The sequence below is a fragment of the Flavobacterium sp. KBS0721 genome, assembly GCF_002007065.3.
GTDB lineage: Bacteria > Bacteroidota > Bacteroidia > Flavobacteriales > Flavobacteriaceae > Flavobacterium > Flavobacterium piscis.
On sequence record NZ_CP042170.1, the window covers coordinates 2476376 to 2494566 of the forward strand.

At 32.5% G+C, this 18191-nt stretch carries 17 protein-coding genes; 13 read left to right on the top strand and 4 right to left on the bottom strand.

Annotated features, from left to right (window positions below):
• Position 1 precedes the first annotated feature (1 nt).
• The 7 genes from B0M43_RS10920 to B0M43_RS10950 all read left to right on the top strand — a co-directional run bounded on the left by B0M43_RS10920 (position 2) and on the right by B0M43_RS10950 (position 6483).
• Positions 2-745, top strand: coding sequence for an RDD family protein (locus B0M43_RS10920; RefSeq protein ID WP_078008333.1), 744 nt, complete (start codon positions 2-4; stop codon positions 743-745).
• A 273-nt stretch (positions 746-1018) separates the two neighbouring features.
• Positions 1019-1864 carry a hypothetical protein gene (locus tag B0M43_RS10925; RefSeq protein ID WP_078008332.1) on the top strand — a complete coding sequence of 282 codons (846 nt, stop codon included), beginning with the start codon at positions 1019-1021 and terminating at the stop codon, positions 1862-1864.
• A gap of 7 nt (positions 1865-1871) precedes the next feature.
• Complete coding sequence (locus tag B0M43_RS10930) at positions 1872-2294, top strand: PH domain-containing protein (protein WP_078008331.1); 423 nt, start codon at positions 1872-1874, stop codon at positions 2292-2294.
• A 71-nt stretch (positions 2295-2365) separates the two neighbouring features.
• The gene (locus B0M43_RS10935; RefSeq protein ID WP_065448238.1) at positions 2366-2968 is read left to right on the top strand and encodes a trimeric intracellular cation channel family protein; all 603 of its coding nucleotides are present in this window, start codon (positions 2366-2368) and stop codon (positions 2966-2968) included.
• A gap of 140 nt (positions 2969-3108) precedes the next feature.
• The gene (locus B0M43_RS10940) at positions 3109-4059 is read left to right on the top strand and encodes a GNAT family N-acetyltransferase (protein ID WP_078008330.1); all 951 of its coding nucleotides are present in this window, start codon (positions 3109-3111) and stop codon (positions 4057-4059) included.
• Complete coding sequence (locus B0M43_RS10945) at positions 4056-5207, top strand: DegT/DnrJ/EryC1/StrS aminotransferase family protein (protein WP_078008329.1); 1152 nt, start codon at positions 4056-4058, stop codon at positions 5205-5207. The genes B0M43_RS10940 and B0M43_RS10945 overlap by 4 nt, the downstream gene beginning before the upstream one ends.
• Position 5208: 1 nt before the next feature.
• Positions 5209-6483 (top strand): O-antigen translocase, encoded by a 1275-nt coding sequence (locus tag B0M43_RS10950; protein ID WP_246860221.1) that lies wholly within the window; start codon positions 5209-5211, stop codon positions 6481-6483.
• 17 nt (positions 6484-6500) lie between these two features.
• Here B0M43_RS10950 and B0M43_RS10955 read toward each other — a convergent pair whose 3' ends face one another.
• Complete coding sequence (locus B0M43_RS10955) at positions 6501-7382, bottom strand: glycosyltransferase (protein ID WP_078008456.1); 882 nt, start codon at positions 7380-7382, stop codon at positions 6501-6503.
• A 152-nt stretch (positions 7383-7534) separates the two neighbouring features.
• Here B0M43_RS10955 and B0M43_RS10960 point away from each other — a divergent pair, with 152 nt between their 5' ends.
• Together B0M43_RS10960 and B0M43_RS10965 are read left to right on the top strand one after the other, a co-directional pair.
• A complete protein-coding gene (locus B0M43_RS10960) occupies positions 7535-8383 on the top strand; it encodes a glycosyltransferase family 2 protein (protein WP_078008328.1) in 849 nt (282 codons plus the stop codon).
• Positions 8367-8789, top strand: a complete 423-nt coding sequence (locus B0M43_RS10965) for an FdtA/QdtA family cupin domain-containing protein (protein ID WP_078008327.1) — start codon at positions 8367-8369, stop codon at positions 8787-8789. Before B0M43_RS10960 ends, B0M43_RS10965 begins: the two co-directional genes overlap by 17 nt.
• Here B0M43_RS10965 and B0M43_RS10970 read toward each other — a convergent pair.
• Genes B0M43_RS10970 through B0M43_RS10980 form a run of 3 tightly spaced genes read right to left on the bottom strand, consistent with a single transcriptional unit; the run spans position 8767 to position 11279 of the window.
• A complete protein-coding gene (locus tag B0M43_RS10970) occupies positions 8767-9702 on the bottom strand; it encodes a glycosyltransferase family 2 protein (protein WP_078008326.1) in 936 nt (311 codons plus the stop codon). The genes B0M43_RS10965 and B0M43_RS10970 overlap by 23 nt on opposite strands.
• A 6-nt stretch (positions 9703-9708) precedes the next feature.
• Positions 9709-10596: a glycosyltransferase gene (locus tag B0M43_RS10975; protein WP_078008325.1), complete on the bottom strand. Its 888-nt coding sequence runs from the start codon at positions 10594-10596 to the stop codon at positions 9709-9711.
• The gene (locus B0M43_RS10980) at positions 10596-11279 is read right to left on the bottom strand and encodes a cell division ATP-binding protein FtsE (protein ID WP_065448246.1); all 684 of its coding nucleotides are present in this window, start codon (positions 11277-11279) and stop codon (positions 10596-10598) included. Before B0M43_RS10980 ends, B0M43_RS10975 begins: the two co-directional genes overlap by 1 nt.
• A gap of 363 nt (positions 11280-11642) precedes the next feature.
• On the opposite strand from B0M43_RS10980, the gene B0M43_RS10985 reads away from it, so the two are divergent.
• The 4 genes from B0M43_RS10985 to B0M43_RS11000 all read left to right on the top strand — a co-directional run bounded on the left by B0M43_RS10985 (position 11643) and on the right by B0M43_RS11000 (position 18170).
• Positions 11643-14657 (top strand): tetratricopeptide repeat protein, encoded by a 3015-nt coding sequence (locus B0M43_RS10985; protein WP_078008324.1) that lies wholly within the window; start codon positions 11643-11645, stop codon positions 14655-14657.
• Between the two features lie 150 nt (positions 14658-14807).
• A complete protein-coding gene (locus B0M43_RS10990) occupies positions 14808-15671 on the top strand; it encodes a PhzF family phenazine biosynthesis protein (protein WP_078008323.1) in 864 nt (287 codons plus the stop codon).
• Positions 15672-15816: 145 nt separating this feature from the next.
• The gene (locus tag B0M43_RS10995) at positions 15817-17571 is read left to right on the top strand and encodes a TonB-dependent receptor (protein ID WP_078008322.1); all 1755 of its coding nucleotides are present in this window, start codon (positions 15817-15819) and stop codon (positions 17569-17571) included.
• A 149-nt stretch (positions 17572-17720) separates the two neighbouring features.
• Positions 17721-18170, top strand: a complete 450-nt coding sequence (locus B0M43_RS11000) for a hypothetical protein (RefSeq protein ID WP_078008321.1) — start codon at positions 17721-17723, stop codon at positions 18168-18170.
• Positions 18171-18191: the final 21 nt, after the last annotated feature.

Consider the following 18191-nt stretch of genomic DNA (forward strand, 5'->3'; position numbering starts at 1 on the left):
TATGTCAGAATTATCTATTAATACAACCCAAAATGTTAAAATAAATTTTATTGCCGCTTCACCAGGCGAGCGAATAGGTTCTTATTTCATTGATCTGGCGATTAAAATGGCCTATGTAACCGTGATTTCGCTTGTGTTTTTTTATTGGTTAAATCTCGGTAAATTATTCGACAGATTGGATAATTGGTCAAAAATTTCGATCATTTTAATTCTGTATTTTCCATTTTTTATTTATTCGCTAACCTTAGAAAGCATTTTTGAAGGTCAAACCATTGGCAAAAAACTGGTAAAAATAAAAGTAGTTAAAATAGATGGTTATCAGGCTGGATTTGGAGATTACTTAATGCGCTGGTTTTTTAGACTGGTAGATATTACCCTGCTATACGGAATTGTCGCAATTGTAAGTGTGGTTTCGAGTAAAAAAGCACAAAGATTGGGCGATATGGTAGCCGGAACTGCCGTAATCACGTTGAAAAATAAAATCGATATTAGTCACACCATTCTTGAGGAAATAGGTGAGGCTTATGTTCCTACATATCCGTTGGTCATTAAATTATCTGATAATGATATGCGTATTATTAAAGAGACTTTTAAAAATGCCGAAGCGAGAAATGATCATGAGGTTATTTATAAATTGGTAGCAAAGATTGAAAGTGTGACAGGAATTAAAAACCAATCCGGTAACAGCAGTGACTTTTTGAGAGTTATTTTGAAAGACTACAATTTTTACACCCAAAATATGTAAAGTGTATTTGCGGGAGAAATATTCTTTTTTTTGAATGTTTCTTAGAATAACTATTTACCTGGCCCCGATAGTAGTCGGTCCCGATAGCTATAGGGAGGCATAAAAGATTGGAACGGATAGCGGGATTAGCTCCTCAAAAAAAATATTGATCTACAAATGAAATAAGATGAATTAGTGACTTTATTTTTAATTTAATTTTATAAATTTAACAAGCCTTTTTTTTATAAAAGAGCAACTGGAAAGTTTAGGAGTAAGAAAATTAAATTAAATACCATGAATCATAAACAAATCATTACCGCAATATTGATGTTCATTACTGTTTTTTCTTATGCTCAGGGCGGGAAAAAATTAGATAAAATAATAAAAAGAGATTATCAGATTATTGAATGTACGATTGCAAAAATGTCTGATAAAACGGTTGAATATTCTTTGCCGGGCGAAACAATGCAAATAGAGTTGGATATATCTAAAATTGCCAGAATAGATTTTGCGAGCGGACGCTCTCAAACTTTTGATGTTTCTGGCGGGGATGTTCCTGCAAATAATTCAGGTCAGGCTGTCGTTGCTGCGGAAATGAAACCTAATACGATTGCTGTATTACCCGTTCCGTATGTGAATTCAGACAATCAGCAGGGATCTGAAGATATGGCAAAATTTGCTCAAAATGATCTTTACAATAAATTACTGGATAAATCGGCTAACATTTTTCCTTTGACGGTTCAGGATTTAAGAACAACAAATAGTTTGTTGCACAAAGCCGGAATTGACCATAATAATATTGATGAAACACCAATTCAGGATCTTCAGAAAATTCTTGGAGTTGATAATATTGTTGCAGCCAAAGTTTCGTACACAATGTCATCGAGCTCAACAGCTTCGACTTACGGAAGCGGAAGCACAACTGTAAGCAACAATGATAAAAAGGTTAAATCAAGTGATTATTCTACAACAACGGCCAATACGCAAATGTATTATTACTACATGGTCTATTTTGATATGTACAAAAACGGTACAAAAATTTATTCGCAAACGCGTAAACCATTCCTGAACCTAAAAGATAGTTGGATGGATTCTGTTACTTATTTATTGAAAAGAAGTCCGATTTACGTAAAAAAATAAGAAGTAAATGGAAAAATTTGAATCTAAAATTGACCTGTGGTTTATACTATTTTTGACTTTGATTTTTGGAGGAATCCTTGTAAGATCGGCCTATGATCAAAATTGGATTAGTTTTTCCATTATACTTTTGGTAGTGATTTTTATTGCCTATATGTTTTCGACTACTTTTTATATAGTTGAGAACAAAAAACTTTGGATAAAATGTGGATTTTTTTTTAATCTTTCGATCGAAATTAAAGGCATTAAGAGAATTTCAGAAAGTTACAATATCATAAGTTCTCCAGCGCTTTCTTTTGACAGACTAGAAATTTTATACAATAAATTTGATACAGTTTTGATTTCGCCAAAAGATAAAATAAGATTTATTGAAGCTATTCAAAAAATTAATCCCGAGACCGAAATTAAAATTAAAGAAAAAATTTACAAATGAGTTAAAATAATTTAACCTTTTGTGTCTTTGTACCTCCTGACCTTTGTACCTTTGCACCTAAAAAAAGTAAAATGTTTCATTTATTAGACATTATTGGTACAATGGCTTTTGCAATGTCCGGAGCACTAACGGCAATGCACAAAAAACTAGATCCGTTTGGTGTTTTTATCATTGCTTTTGTAACGGCAGTGGGTGGCGGAACGCTTCGTGATGTTTTAATAGGCAGAACTCCGGTGGGCTGGATGCAGGATTTAAAATATGTTTATGTCATTATTTTAGGTTTTGGATTGGCAATTCTATTTAGAAAAAAATTTGATAAATTAAGAACTTCCCTGTTTTTGTTTGATACAATTGGGTTAGGTGTTTTTACTTTAATAGGCCTTGAAAGGGGTATTATGACGGGTTTACATCCTGTAATTTGTATTGCTTTAGGCACCATGACAGCTTGTTTTGGCGGTGTAACCCGTGATATTTTGTGTACCGAAATCCCAACAATCTTTAGAAGGGAAATTTATGCGACCATCTGTATTTTTGGCGGAATTGTATTTTTTGCCCTAAAAAAGCTGAATCTTGAAGACGATGTCTTGTACTTAGTAACTTCTCTTGTCATTATTACTGCTCGATTATTGGCCGTGAAATTCAAATGGTATTTACCGGCATTTGATCACAAATAAGATTTGTTCGCGAACAATTTTACTAATTTTCACGAATCATGGTGAATTCTAGAAATATGCACATATTTGTTTTGTATTTTATGCAGAGAAAAATTAGTGTAAATTCGTTCGATTCGTGGCAAAAGAAGCAACAACAATAAATGACAAAATTCACTGTAAAAAAATACGATCAGAACGATTATAAAATCTGGAATGACTTTATAGCTCAGGCTAAAAATGCTACATTTTTATTTCATCGTGATTTTATGGAATATCACAAAGATCGTTTTGAAGATTTTTCGCTTTTAGTTTATCAAGACGAAAAACTAATAAGTATTTTGCCCGCTAATAAAGTCGCAAATGCGATTTATTCGCATCTGGGACTTACTTACGGCGGATTTGTGTATGCCAGTAAATTAAAAGCTGAGAAAGTAGAAGTTGTTTTAGATGCTGTTTTACTTTTTTTGAAAGAGAATTTATTTGAGACCTTTTATTACAAACCAATCCCAAATTTTTATTTTCCTGAAGGAAATAATGAAATTGATTTTTTCTTGTTTAAAAGAGGTGCAGTTTTAGACCGAAAAGAAATGAATCTGGCCGTTAATCTCGAATTGCCTTTGCAAATTTCTAAAAGTAAGCTTAAGCACTTTAGAAGAATTGAAGATCTTGATTTGGATATAATTGAAGATGATGATTTTAATCCTTTTTGGTCGACAATTTTGGAACCACGATTATTAGAAAAATTCAATGTAAAACCTGTTCATGCAAAAGAAGAAATTTTACTTTTGAAACAGAAATTTCCTGAAAACATCAGGCAATATTCGGTTTATCAAAACGACGAAATTATTGCCGGAATTACCATTTTTGAAACCGAAAATGTTGTAAAATCGCAATATGGAGCCACATCAAAAAAAGGCGAGGAATTTAGGGCGCTTGATTTTTTATTCATTAATTTGATCGAAAAGTACAAGCGAAATGGAAAACGTTTTTTTGATATGGGAATTGTAAATGAAGAAAACGAAAGCGGTTATCATTCCGGACTTTTAAAACAAAAAGAAGAATTGGGCTGTACGGTTTACAATCAGGATTTTTATAAAATTGAGATAAAATGATACCATTTCTGGACCTAAAAAAAATAAACGAACCTTATGAAACTGCTTTTCAGGAAAAACTGAAATTGGTTTTAGATAACGGCTGGTATATTTTAGGAAAAGAAGTAGAAACATTCGAGAAGGCTTTCGCCGAATATTGCCAAACTCAATATTGCATAGGAGTAGGGAATGGTTTTGATGCTTTGGTCCTGATTTTTAAAGGCTATATTCAGCTGGGGAAATTGCAGAAAGGCGATGAAGTTATTGTTCCTGCCAATACTTACATCGCTAGTATTCTGGCCATTTTGCAGGCAGATTTAATTCCGGTTTTGGTTGAACCAAAATTGGAAACGTATAATATAGATCCTGATTTAATTCAACAGCAAATCACCTCAAAAACTAAAGCGATTTTAGCTGTTCATTTATACGGTCAATTGGCTGAAATGGATAAAATAAATGAAATAGCGTTTGATAATGATTTGATCATTGTTGAAGATGCTGCACAATCGCAGGGAGCTTTTGGAAATTACAATAATTTTAAATCCCAAATTCCAAATAAGGATGTTCGGGAAAATAATCTAAAATCTAAAATCAACAATCTAAAATCAGCAATCGCACATAGTTTTTATCCGGGTAAAAATTTAGGTTGTCTGGGCGATGGCGGTGCCGTAACTACAAACGATGCTGAATTGGCAAAAGCGCTTTTTTCGCTTCGTAATTATGGTTCTGAAAAAAAATATTACAACGAATATATTGGCGTTAATTCCAGATTAGATGAACTTCAGGCAGCGTTTCTAAATGTAAAGTTACCTAATTTAAATTTGGATAATGATAAGCGCCGTGCAATTGCAAAACGTTATTTATCAGAAATTAAAAACGATAAAATAATGCTGCCGTTTTGGGATTTATCCAATAATCATGTTTTTCATTTATTCGTGATTCGGACTTCAAACAGAGAAGATTTACAAGCTTATTTAAATCAAAATAATATTCACACAGTGATTCATTATCCGGTTCCTCCGCATCATCAAAAAGCACTTAAGGATTTTAATAATTTGTCTTTTCCAATAACAGAGAAAATTCATAATGAAGTTTTGAGTTTGCCAATAAGTCCTGTTTTAACGGATGAAGAAGTTAGTTTTATTGTTGGTGTTTTAAATCGATATTAGTTTGCATTTCCTGAAAAAAATAACGCAAACGACTTTGTTTAAGATTACTTCTTTAAACAGTCTGAGTATTGCAATTAAAATCGTAATTGGGCTGATAACCTCTAAAATATTAGCCCTATTTGTTGGTCCCGGCGGAATGGCTTTGGTTGGAAATTTGCGTAATTTTTTGACTTCTTTAGAAAGTATTTCAACTCTTGGTTTTCAAAGCGGAATAATAAAATATGTAGCCGAAAACCAAAAAAATAAAGAAGTTTTACAAAAAATAATAGCGACTGTTTTTATAAGTCTGGTTTTTATTGCTCTTGTATTAAGTGGCGTTTTATATTTTTTTGCGTCTTTCTGGAACGATACTATTTTAAATTCAGCTTTTGATTATATTTTAGTTTTTAAAATTCTGGCATTGGCCTTGCCTTGGTATGCCGTATCGGTTTTTTTATTGGCGGTTCTTAATGGTTTAAGTCATTTCAAGAAGGTAATTTGGGTAAATATCATCGGGAATACTTTGGGATTACTGGTTTCTCTTTTTATGATTTTACAATTTCAAACATTAGGAGCTTTACTCGCAATTGCTATTACGCCTTCTTTACTGTTTTTTGTTACTTTTTATTTCGTCCAAAAAGAACTCAATTTTTTAGACGCTATAAAGTGGCATTTGTATGATTTTAAAGTTATAAAAGATTTATTGCCTTTCTCTTTAATGGCAATCGTTTCATCGGTTTTAGGACCAATGGTTTATTTGGCTATGAGGAATAGTGTTATTGAAAAATTAGGTATTGATCAGGCAGGATTTTGGGAAAGCATGACCCGAATTTCAACTTATTATATGCTTTTTGTAAGTACGATTCTTTCTGTTTATTTTTTGCCCAAATTAGCAATAGCACAGGATAATAAAGAAACAAAAAGTATTTTCTGGCAATATTATAAATCTATTTTACCGGTTTTTATACTGGGTTTGATAGTCGTTTATTTTGCTCGTTTCTTCATTGTTCAGTTATTATTTACCAAAGAATTTTTACCGGTTACGGAACTTTTCTTTTGGCAGCTTTTGGGAGATGTTTTTAAAGTCGCTTTCCTTATTTTAGGCTATCAGTTTTTTGCTAAAAAATTAACCAAAGCTTTTATTATTGCCGAAATAGCTTCTCTTGCTTTATTGTATTTTTCGAATTTGGTTTTTATGCATTACTTCGGAATCCAAGGTGTTGTAATGGCTCAGACTTTTGATAATTTCGTTTATCTTTTAGTTCTGTGTGTGTATTTTAGAAAAAGTTTATTTTGAAAAATACGTCATTTGTATCAAAACCTTAATTTCAATTCCAACGGAATATATTTAATAAACAACCCAATATCGTAAGTTTTTTGCGCCTTTACCATTTCCTGATGCACTCTTTTTAGAACCGCTTTATTTTCTGCTTTTGTTTTATTTAGGGCAATCGCTTTTTTAATAATCAGATAAGTCGAATGATTTATTTTTCGGGTTCGGGAATTGAATTTTTTATAAAACTGACTTCCCAATGAGTTCCCCAGTTCTCTTTTTTGGATTAAAACCGAATCAATAAATTCAAAATTATAGTTTCTGGCCGTTCTGATCCAAAGATCCAGATCTTCGTACGCCAGATTTTCATCGTAACCCTTTAGTTCATCCAAAACTTCTCGTTTTACCATCGAGGCAACGGAACAAATCATACTGCTCTGACTTAAAATCGATGAATAAATATCTCCAGTAGCAGGTTTTTTTAGTACTTTCTTTTCATGATTTACTTCATAATAATAACGAAGATGTTGCTTGTTTTCAGAGATTATTTCGGCATTTCCGTAAACGATGGCTAGCTTTTCCTGGTCAGAATTTATAAAAGTGTCAATTTGTTTTTCCACACAATTTGGCAATAAAACATCATCAGCCGCCAGATCAATTACATAATCTCCTTTTGCGATCTTCAATGCTTTATTAAACGTTTTGGTATTTCCTAAGTTCGTTTCGTTGGAGATAAACTGTATATCAGGATAATTTTCGAGCCAGTTTTTAATGGTTTTTTCAGAAGAATCTGTACTGCAATCGTCCGCAATGATGAGTTCAATATTTTTATAAGATTGATTTAGAACTGAATTCAAAGATTCAACTACAAATTGCTCATGATTGTAGCACAAACAAATGATGGTAACTAATGGTTTTTGCATAAAAGTTGAATATGAAATCGCTTTTTGAAGCATTCAAAAATAAGAAATATTATGCCTGATTGCGTTAAGATTTCCCGAATAGAAAAACAAAACTAAAGAGCAGGTTTTAAATTGTATTCTTTTCGTTTACTATTTTTTACATTTGCTTTAAGATGGAAAATAAATTAGAAAGCTTTTTTACGGAAACTGATGTTGAAATTTTGATTTCAACAATGAATCAGAATTCATTAGATTTCTTAGTTCAAATGTTTCCGTTTCTTCATTTTTCTAATTTGCAAATTTTAATCGTTAATCAAACCCAAACCGGAAAAGAGTTACTGTCAATTTATCCTAACGTGCGAATTATAAATTCATTTGAAAAAGGTTTGACTAAAAGCCGAAATGTGGCGTTTGAAAATGCTGTTGGAAAAATTCTTCTAATTGCTGATGATGATGTAATATATCAACAAGGATTTATTATCAAAATAATCAACGCCTATAATCACTTTCCGGATGCAGCAACAATCAATTTTTGTGCTGTAAAGAAAGATGGAAGTTTGATGAAAAAGTATCCCAAGCATTCTAAAAAGAATCTGAATGCGTTTGATGTTTTTAATACAAGTTCGATAGAAATGACATTGAATAAGGCAATTTTAGATAAAACCAAAATTCGTTTTGATGAAAATTTCGGGTTAGGAGCGATGTTCGAAATGGGAGAAGAAGCCATTTTTTTATTTGATTTAAAGTCTAAAAAACAGCAACTGGTTTTTGAACCGGAAGTAATTGTACAACATCCGGAGTTGACATCTTCCGCCAAAAAAAGCATCGAAGAAAAATATTATATTCATGGCGCTTTATGTACCAGAATTTTTAAAAACCATTATATTTATTGGATATTTGTCAAGTTGTTTTTTGATTTGAAACAAAATAAATTAGGATTTGGCGAACTTAAAGCAGCACTTAAAAATTCAAAAAAAGGACATCAAAAATTTGAAAAATTACAGCATGACAACAAAAAATAACGGAATACAAATTTTATCGATTCCAAAGATAGAAGATCGAAGAGGTAATCTTTCTGTGATTGAAAATGACATCGTTCCTTTTGATATTAAGCGGGTTTACTATTTGTATGATGTGCCAAGTGGTTCTGAACGTGGCGGACACGCACACAAAGAACTTAAGGAGTTTCTGGTTGCTTTAAGCGGTAGTTTTGATGTGGTTCTGAAAGATGGAGAAGAACAAGAAATTGTAACCTTAAACAAGCCTTATGAAGGTTTACTAATTAATCCCGGAATTTGGCGGGAACTTCAAAATTTTTCTTCAGGATCTGTTTGTTTGGTAGTGGCTTCAGAAGTTTATATTGAAGAGGATTACATCAGAGATTTTGATGAATTTTTAAATTATTCTAATGATAAACAGAAAAATTAATTCCCCATTTTTTTAAAAGGCGATTTGATTTAAAAAGAAAACGCAAACAAAAAGGCGGCATCTTCAGTAAAAACCGAATCTTTGAACTGATATTTTGTTGGTCTACATCTTTAAAATAGAATGAACTTTTCTCTTTATAGCCGGAAACATAATATTTAAAACCATATTCAATTCGGTACAAATCCAGAAATTTTTTGAGCGAAGGAATTTCTTGTTCCGCAATTTTAAATTGTTCAAAATCAATTAAGGCCATCGATCCAATATTTTTCTTAGCGAGACTTTCGGAAATATCATTATTATAAATAGCCGTAACATTATTGGTTATCGCAACAGGATATTTAATGCCAATTTTAGTCCATAATTCTAAATCCTGACCATTTGTTACACCCGGAGTAAATCCTCCTAAAGTTTCGAGAATTTGTTTGCGTATCGCCAAAGACGAAGTCCAGGTCAGTCTAAAAGGCATGTTTGAAGCGAAATAATCTTTTACAATTCCACTAAAAGATTGGTCTACGCCATAATAATATGCAGTTTGAAAGTGGTTTTTGGCGGTTTTGATTTTATAGCGAGAACAGTAAATTCCACAATCAGGAAAATTATGATATAGCTTAGCTAATTCTTCGAGATGATTCGGAAACCAATAATCGTCAGCATCCAGAAAAGCGATCAGTTTCCCTTTTGATTTTTCTATTCCAAGATTTCGGGCAACGGAAACGCCTTGATTTTTTTGATTAAAGATCTGAATTCTGTTGTCATTTAGTTTACGAACTACGGCTTCACTTTCATCAATAGATGCATCATTAATTACAATGATTTCATAATCTGTAAAAGTTTGACTGAGAAGACTTTTTATAGTGTTTTCAATATATGTAGCTTTATTGTATAACGGAATGACAACAGAAAAAAATACCATAATCAATTATTTTTTTAGATTACAATAATAGCCTAATTTATAAAAATCCAATAAATATAAATTCGGATTTTCTGAAGTTAAATTAGTGAGGATTTGTTTCTTTGTTTTTAGATAGGTTCCTTTTACAATTCTGGTAAGATGTAGTTTTTTTAAAATTGTATAAAGATTGCTCAATCTGATTTTTTTAGCATCAATTTTATTAAAGTGAATTAAGTCGTGTAAATTGTTGACGGCTCTTTCGGATTTCTTTATAAAATCAATATTACTTTCGGAGTTGTGGTGAATTAAGCAATTTTCGATATGAGTAACCGGAACTGAATTGAAGCGCAGATTTTCTATAAAAACAAAATCTTCATATCCATATTCATGAATAAATTCAGGGAAAGGAAATTGCAAAAGAATTTCTTTTTTTAAAAGTAAATTCCATGTAAAAACAAAATCGTACTGATGTTTCAGTCTGTGATCTAAAGATTTAATTTCTCTATTTATTCCGTATTTCCATCGAAGTAATTTTTCTTTAGAAGGAACAGTTTCAGGATATTTAACGCCACCAAAAATCACATTAGGATTCGATTTTGATAGTAATTCAATATAGTTTTTAAGATAAGATTCATTCTCGGGCAAAGCATCAGCTTCCATAATCAAAACATGATAATATCTTGATTTAAAGCATAATACGTTGATGTTCTTTCCTCTGCCTAAATTTTCTGCGTTAATAGAAAAAGAACAATCTTCTAATGAATTTATCTGAGAATTTTCAGGAATAAATTCCTGACTAACATCATCTTGTACAAGAATTTCATATATAATTCCTAATTCATCAGCTTGTTTTTTAAGCTCTGAAACAAGCGGAAAAACATTATAATTATAAACAGGAATTACTATAGAAAGCATTACACGCTGCGTTGCACTACTTCAAAAATTCTTTCGTCTTCGCATTTTAATGTTTTAGACGGGAATTTCAGCAATAAAGCATAATCGTGAGTCGCCATGATAACCGTTTTACCATTAGCATTGATTTTTTTCAATACTTCAAGAACCTCAGAACTTGTTTGCGGATCAAGGTTTCCGGTTGGTTCATCGGCAAGGATAAATTCAGGATCGTTAAGCAAAGCTCTTGCAATCGCAACACGTTGCTGCTCACCACCAGAAAGCTGATGCGGCATTTTGTTCACGTATTCTTTCATGCCCACTTTGTCCAGAACTTCATCAATTTTACGTTCCATTCCTTCTTTGTCAACCCAACCTGTGGCTCTTAAAACAAAAAGCATATTGTCTTTTATCGAACGGTCCGGAAGTAGTTTAAAATCCTGAAATACGATTCCAATTTTACGTCTCAAATACGGAATGTCTTGTTCTTTTAGAGTAGCCAAATCAAACTCAACTATGTGACCTTCACCTTCAGATAATGGTAAATCTGCATATAAAGTTTTTAGGAAACTACTTTTCCCGGATCCTGTTTTTCCAATGATGTAGATAAATTCACCATGGTTAACATCTAAATTTATATGAGATAAAATTTTTCTTCCTTCCTGATATATAGTGACTTCTTTAAGAGATAGTACGGTTTGTGACATAATAAATTGATTTGATTGGTAAAAGTAATAAGATAACGCTTCGATTCAAAATAAATTTGAATCATTTCAGTAAGAAAATTTTAAAAGTTGCCACAGATTAAAAGGATTAGAATGATTTTGCTGTTTTTTTTAAAGAAAATTTTAATTTAATCTGTGCGAATATGTGAAATCTGTAGTAATAAAAATAAACAGAATTTTAATATTGGTAAAACAATTATAGCTCAGAAAGTTTGAGAACCAATATTTTGGAGTCTAATAAGCTGTTTTATAACAACCATTAAAATATTTGTTCATAATAAAAGCCTGAAACGTTTCGTTATAAACGTTATAAAATGATACATTTGAATACTAAATATAATTAAAATGCGTAAACTTTCCTGGTTCTTTTTATTACCAATTATCCTTTTTTCGACCATAGTTTCGGCACAAAAATCAGCTATTTACACTTACGATTTAAAGGAATTTGACAAAGCACTGGCTTTATATAATGATAAACAATATGCTTCGGCACAACTTATTTTCGAACATGTAAAAAACAATGCTACGACTGAGGAAGTGCAGTCAGATTGTGCTTATTATATCGCCAATTGCGCCATTAGAACCAATAAAGCAAATGCTGATGCTTTGATGGAAAAATTCGTAACCGATTATCCCACAAGTACCAAACAAAATCAGGCTTATATTGAGGTTGCTCAGTTTTTTTTCGAACAGGGAAATTATCCAAAAGCATTGCAATGGTTTGATAAAGTAGATGAAAGTTACATGAGCAAATCTGATTCGGATAAATTTAATTTCCAGAAAGGATATGCTTATTTCAATGCCAAAAAGAAAAAAGAAGCCACAACTTATTTTAACAAAGTCGTGAATTCTCCTGAATTTGGTTCGCAGGCCAAATACTACTTAGGTTTTATGGCCTATGAAGGTGATGATTATAAAGAAGCAACCAAATATTTTGATGAAGTTTCAGGCGAAGAAAAATACAAAGAGAAGCTTTCGTATTATCAGGCCGACATGAATTTCAAGTTAGGAAACTTCCAGAAAGCAATCGATTTGGGACAAAAAGCAATGTCGAAATCAAATGAGCTTGAAAAATCGGAATTGAATAAAATCATCGGAGAAAGTTATTTCAATCTAAAACAATACGACAAAGCGATTCCGTTTTTAGAGCAATATGCGGGTAAAAAAGGAAAATGGAGTAATACTGATTTCTACCAGTTAGGTTATGCGTATTATGAGAAAAAAGAGTACGAAAAAGCGATTTCTCAATTCAATAAAATCATTGAAGGAAAAGATTTTGTAGCTCAAAATGCATATTATCATTTAGGTTTGGCTTATTTGAATACGGGTAAAAAACAAGAAGCCTTAAATGCTTTTAAAAATGCTTCTGAAATGGATTTTAATGCACAAATTCAGGAAGATGCCGCTTTAAATTATGCTAAAGTGAGTTATGATATCGGAAATGCATATCAGACTGTTCCGGCAATTTTACTTGATTTCCTGAAAAAATATCCAAACAATTCAAGCCGATCTGAAGTAGAAAAATTATTGGTTGATTCTTATATTTCGACTAAAAACTACAAAGAAGCGTTGACTTTATTAGAGAAAAACAGATCAGCAGAAAATAAAGCAGCGTATCAAAAAGTTCTTTTTTACAGAGGTTTAGAATTGTATAATGAATCGAATTATCAGGAAGCCGGAAAAATGTTTAAAAGTGCTATCAGTGAACAAAAAACGCCTGAGTTTACAGCACGCGCCACTTTCTGGAAAGCAGAAACAGAATACGTTACTGCCGATTTTCAGAATGCTTTATTAAGCTACAAACAGTTTGCAGGATTGGCTGCTGCCAAAGGAACTGACGAATACAAAAACATCAATTATAACATTGGATATACTTATTTTAAACTGAAAGAATACGATCAGGCAGGAAATTCATTTCAGGCACAAATCGACAATTCAAAAGAAGATAAAGTTCGTTTGAATGATTCGTATTTGCGTTTAGGAGATTGCCGTTTCGTAACTTCAAAATATACTGCAGCAAATGAAGCTTACGCCAAAGCAATCGAAGCAAGAGGCGTTGATGCAGATTATGCACAGTTTCAAAAAGCGATTTCTTACGGCTTTATGTCTAAAAATGATAAGAAAATCGATGAGCTGAACAATTTCCTTTTGATGTATAAAAAATCAGAATACCGTGATGATGCTTTGTATGAATTAGGAAATACGTATGTCGCTCAAAAAAAGAACGATCAGGCGCTTAAAACCTATGATCAGTTGATTTCTGAATACAAAAACGGAGCTTTTACTTCAAAATCAATTTTGAAACAAGGATTAATTTATTATAACTCAGATCGTGATGCTCTGGCTTTGACTAAATTCAAAAAAGTAGCAGCAGAATTTCCAAAAACTCCCGAAGCTTTAGAAGCTGTTTCTACAGCGAGATTGATTTATGTAGATTCAGGAAAAGTGGATGAATATGCAACCTGGGTTCGTACATTAGATTTTGTGGCCGTTACAGATGCTGAACTGGATAATGATACTTATGATGCTGCTTTTAAACAGTACAGTCAAAATAACAGCAAACTGGCGATTACCGGATTTGCGGGTTATATCAATAAATTTCAAACGGGACTTCATTCATTAGAAGCAAATTATTATTTGGCACAATTGTATTACGCAGAAGGCTCTGAGACGAAATCGGTTGCTAATTATCAATATGTAATCGATCAGCCAAGAAGTGAATTTACAGAGCAATCCTTGATGAAATTAGCTCAGATTTACTTGAAAGCAAAAGATTGCGATAAATCGATTCCGGTATTGAAACGTTTAGATGACGAAGCTGATGCGGTACAAAACAAAAGTTTCGCACAAGCTAATCTGATGAAATGTTACTACGACAAAAAAGATTACGATAATTCGGTGACGTATGCTGACAAAGTGTTGCAAAATCCTAAAGCGGATACAAACGTAAAAGCCGATGCGCAAATTATTGTAGCGCGTGCAGCAATGCAAACAGGAGATGAGGACAAAGCGAAAACAGCTTACGCAAAATTATCGACAACATCGAAAGGTGAATTAGCCGCAGAAGCATTGTATTATGATGCTTATTTTAAAACAAAAGAAGGCAAGTTTGACGCATCGAATGTATCGGTTCAGAAATTAGCCAAAAATTATTCGGCTTATAAATATTACGGAGCGAAGAGTTTGGTGCTGATGGCAAAAAACTTCTACGGATTAAAAGACAGTTATCAGGCCACTTATATTTTAGATAACGTAATCAACAATTTTACCGATTATCCGGATGTTGTTGAAGAAGCTAAAAAAGAGTTGGCTGCTATAAAAGCAGAAGAAGCTAAAACGAATTCGTCTATTAATAAGTAAGAATATAGAATATAGAGTTTAGAATATAGAGTTTAGAAAATAGAATAAAGAAAATAGAATAAAGAAAATGGAATAAAGAAAATAGATATAAGAGCAAAGATTGGAAAGTCTATTCTCTATATTCTATTCTCTTAAAATCTTTTAAGAAAAATGAGTTTACCTTTTTATATAGTTGATGTTTTTGCTGATAAAAAATATGCCGGTAATCAATTGGCAGTTTTTATGGATGCAGGAAATTTAAGTTCGGCAGAAATGCAGCAAATTGCGCGTGAAATTAATTTTGCCGAAAGCACTTTTGTAACCAAACTTGACAAAGAAAATAATAAAGCCGAGATAAAAATATTTACACCATCTCAGGAAATGCAATTTGCGGGACATCCAATAATTGGAACTTCATGGGTTTTGATGAATAAAATATTTGATAATGCTCCGGAGCAGATAAAATTAAACGTTCCAATTGGACCCATTTCAATTCATCAGTCTGAAGGTTTGATTTGGTTAAAAGCAGCTCAGCCGAAATTTTGGGATATTTTTTCGAAAGAAGATATTACAGTATTTAGTAATCTGGAAAATCATGATTTTGAAAATCAATTTCCCATTCAGGAAGTAACCACCGGAAGCGCTTTTGTAATGGTTGGATTAAGCAGCAAAAGAGCTTTGGAAAATTTAGTTTTAGAAAAAAATAAAACGGAAGACTGGCTCAAAAAGAATTGCAAAACAAGTCATAGAGCTTTATATTTTTATTATTTAGAAGGTTCAAAATTGTTTAGCCGAATGTTGTGTATCGAACACAATCAGTTGGTAGAAGATGCCGCAACTGGAAGCGCGAGTACTTGTTTACAGGCTTTTCTATTAAAATACCACAAACCTGAAATTGATTTGATTAATTATCAGGGAGATTACATCAATCGTCCGTCGCAGATTTACTTTCACGGAAGTGTAAAAGAAAATGATTTTGATATTCAAATAGGAGGAAAGGCTCAGTTTGTCGCAAAAGGAGATTGGGAAGCTTAGTTTTAGAGAATAGAATAAAGAGAATAGAATAAAGAGAATAGAATATAGATTTTAGAATAAAGAACAAAGAGTTTGAGCAGAATAAAGAGGATTTATCATAGTCTCTTTCTATATTCTTTTCTCTATACTCTTAAAAAGAAGAAATATGAAAATTAATTGCCATAATAAAATCATCATTTTACTAGTGTTATTTGTTGTCCAGATTTCGTTTGCTCAGGTTAAAAAAGAGGAGACTATAGGAACGGAAACTGTAAACGTGGTAAAGCCTTATTCGCCAACAATTTCGGATGCCTTTAAAGTAAAGGAAACTCCTTCGCTTGATGATAGCGGAAACCAGCCTAAAGAAACTATTAAATATAGTATTTTGTCGGTTCCTGTAGCATCTACATTTACGCCATCAAAAGGAAAAGCAGAAGGTGTTGAGAAATCAAAAAGAGAAAAATTGTTCAATAATTATGCGACTTTAGGACTTGGAAATTACGGAACTTTAAATGCTGAATTATTTGTGAATCAGCATTTAGGAAACAATGATTATGTGGCAGGAATGTTCCGTCATCATTCTTCGCAAGGCGGAATAAAAGATGTTGATCTTAATGATGAGTTTTATGATACGGCACTAAACATAGCTTACGGCGTAAACAATCGTGATATGGCCTGGAATATTGATTTAGGATATCAAAATCAGGTGTATAACTGGTATGGTCTACCGGCTGAATTTGGTGCAACTTTAGCAGGACAAACTCGTGATGATTTAATTAGAGGAATTAATCCAAATCACTCTTACAATACTATTTCGTTGGGAGGAAATATCGAATTTAACGAGGGGATTTTTAGTAAGATCTCAACTAAATTTACACACTTTTCAGATAGTTTTTCGTCTTCAGAAAATCGCTTTTATGTAAAACCTTCTTTCAAGGTTGAAGTGATGGATCAGTCTATTAATACCAATATTATTGTGGATCACGTGAGTGGATCTTTCGAACATAATTATGCACGCGATAATACAAGCCCTTTAAAATACAGTTTAACAAATTTTGGAATTGAGCCAAGTTTTGTAATTCTTGAAAACGACTGGACACTTGAATTAGGAGCTGGATTGTTCTATGGTTTAGATTCTGAAAACAGCGGCAACAAATTTTATATTTATCCAAAGGTAAACGCTTCGTACAAACTTGTTGGTGATTTGATGATTTTTTATACAGGAGTAAATGGTGGTTTAGAACAAAACTCTTACGCCGATTTTGTAAATGATAATCCGTTTTTATCGCCAACATTAAATATGCGACCAACAAACAATCAATATACAGTTTTTGCAGGTTTAAAAGGTAAATTGGCCAACAATATCAATTATAATGTAACGGGTTCTTATCTAAATGAAAAAGACAAAGCATTATACAAAGGCAACGATTATACAGAAGATTTTTCGAATCAGAATTATTCTTTCGGAAACTCTTTTGGAGTGGTTTATGACGACATAAGAACCTTCCGTTTTTATGGAGAATTAAAAGCTGATTTTTCAAGAAATGTTTCTTTCGGAATCAACGGAACTTTTAATAGTTACAAATATGACGGAATCGAAGCCTGGAATTTACCATCAATGAAACTGAGCTCGAATCTTGATGTAAACATTACTAAACAATGGTACGCTGGTTTGAATGTTTTTTATGTGGGAGAACGTAAAGACATGCAATCGAACCTGGATTTAGGAACTGATCCGGTGATTACAACACTAAAAAGTTATTTTGATGCCAATGCCCATTTAGGATACAAATACAACGAACGTTTAACGTGTTTCTTAAAATTGAATAATATTGGAAACCAGGCTTATGAAAAATGGCTGAATTACCCTGTGCAAGGATTTCAGGTGCTAGTTGGAGCAAATTATAAATTCGATTTTTAAATTATTGCCACGAAGGCGCTAAGACGCTAAGATTTTTTGTAAAGGTTTAAGCCACGAATTCACGAATTAATTTTAACTAAATTCGTGAATTCGTGGCTTAATTTTTTTTTACGATCTTTGCGCTTTAGCGCCTTTGTGGCAAACAATCTATGGAATTCAAACAAAAAATACATTCTCATTACCTGCAAATGGTTCAGGACCGAATTGATGTTTTTAAGGACATGATTTCGGCTTTGACCGAAGATTCTAAAAATGATGCGAAAGGTTCCGCCGGTGACAAACACGAAACGGCTTTGTCGATGATGCATATCGAGCAGGAAAAACTCACCAATAAACTCAAAGAAGCCATTGCTCAAAAAGCGATTTTGGATAAAATTGATGCATCGAAAACAACGGAAAATATTATTTCAGGCAGTTTGGTAAAAGCAAACGGAATATACTTGTATGTAAGTGTTGCGCTTCCTAAAATTGCTATTGATGGTATCAATGTTATTGCGCTTTCTCCGCAATCTCCGCTAGGTTCTCATTTGATGGGGAATAAAGTGGGGTTTACTTTCGAAATTAATAAGACGCATTATACTATTGAGAGTGTTTTGTAAAAGTTATTTCACGCAGATTTC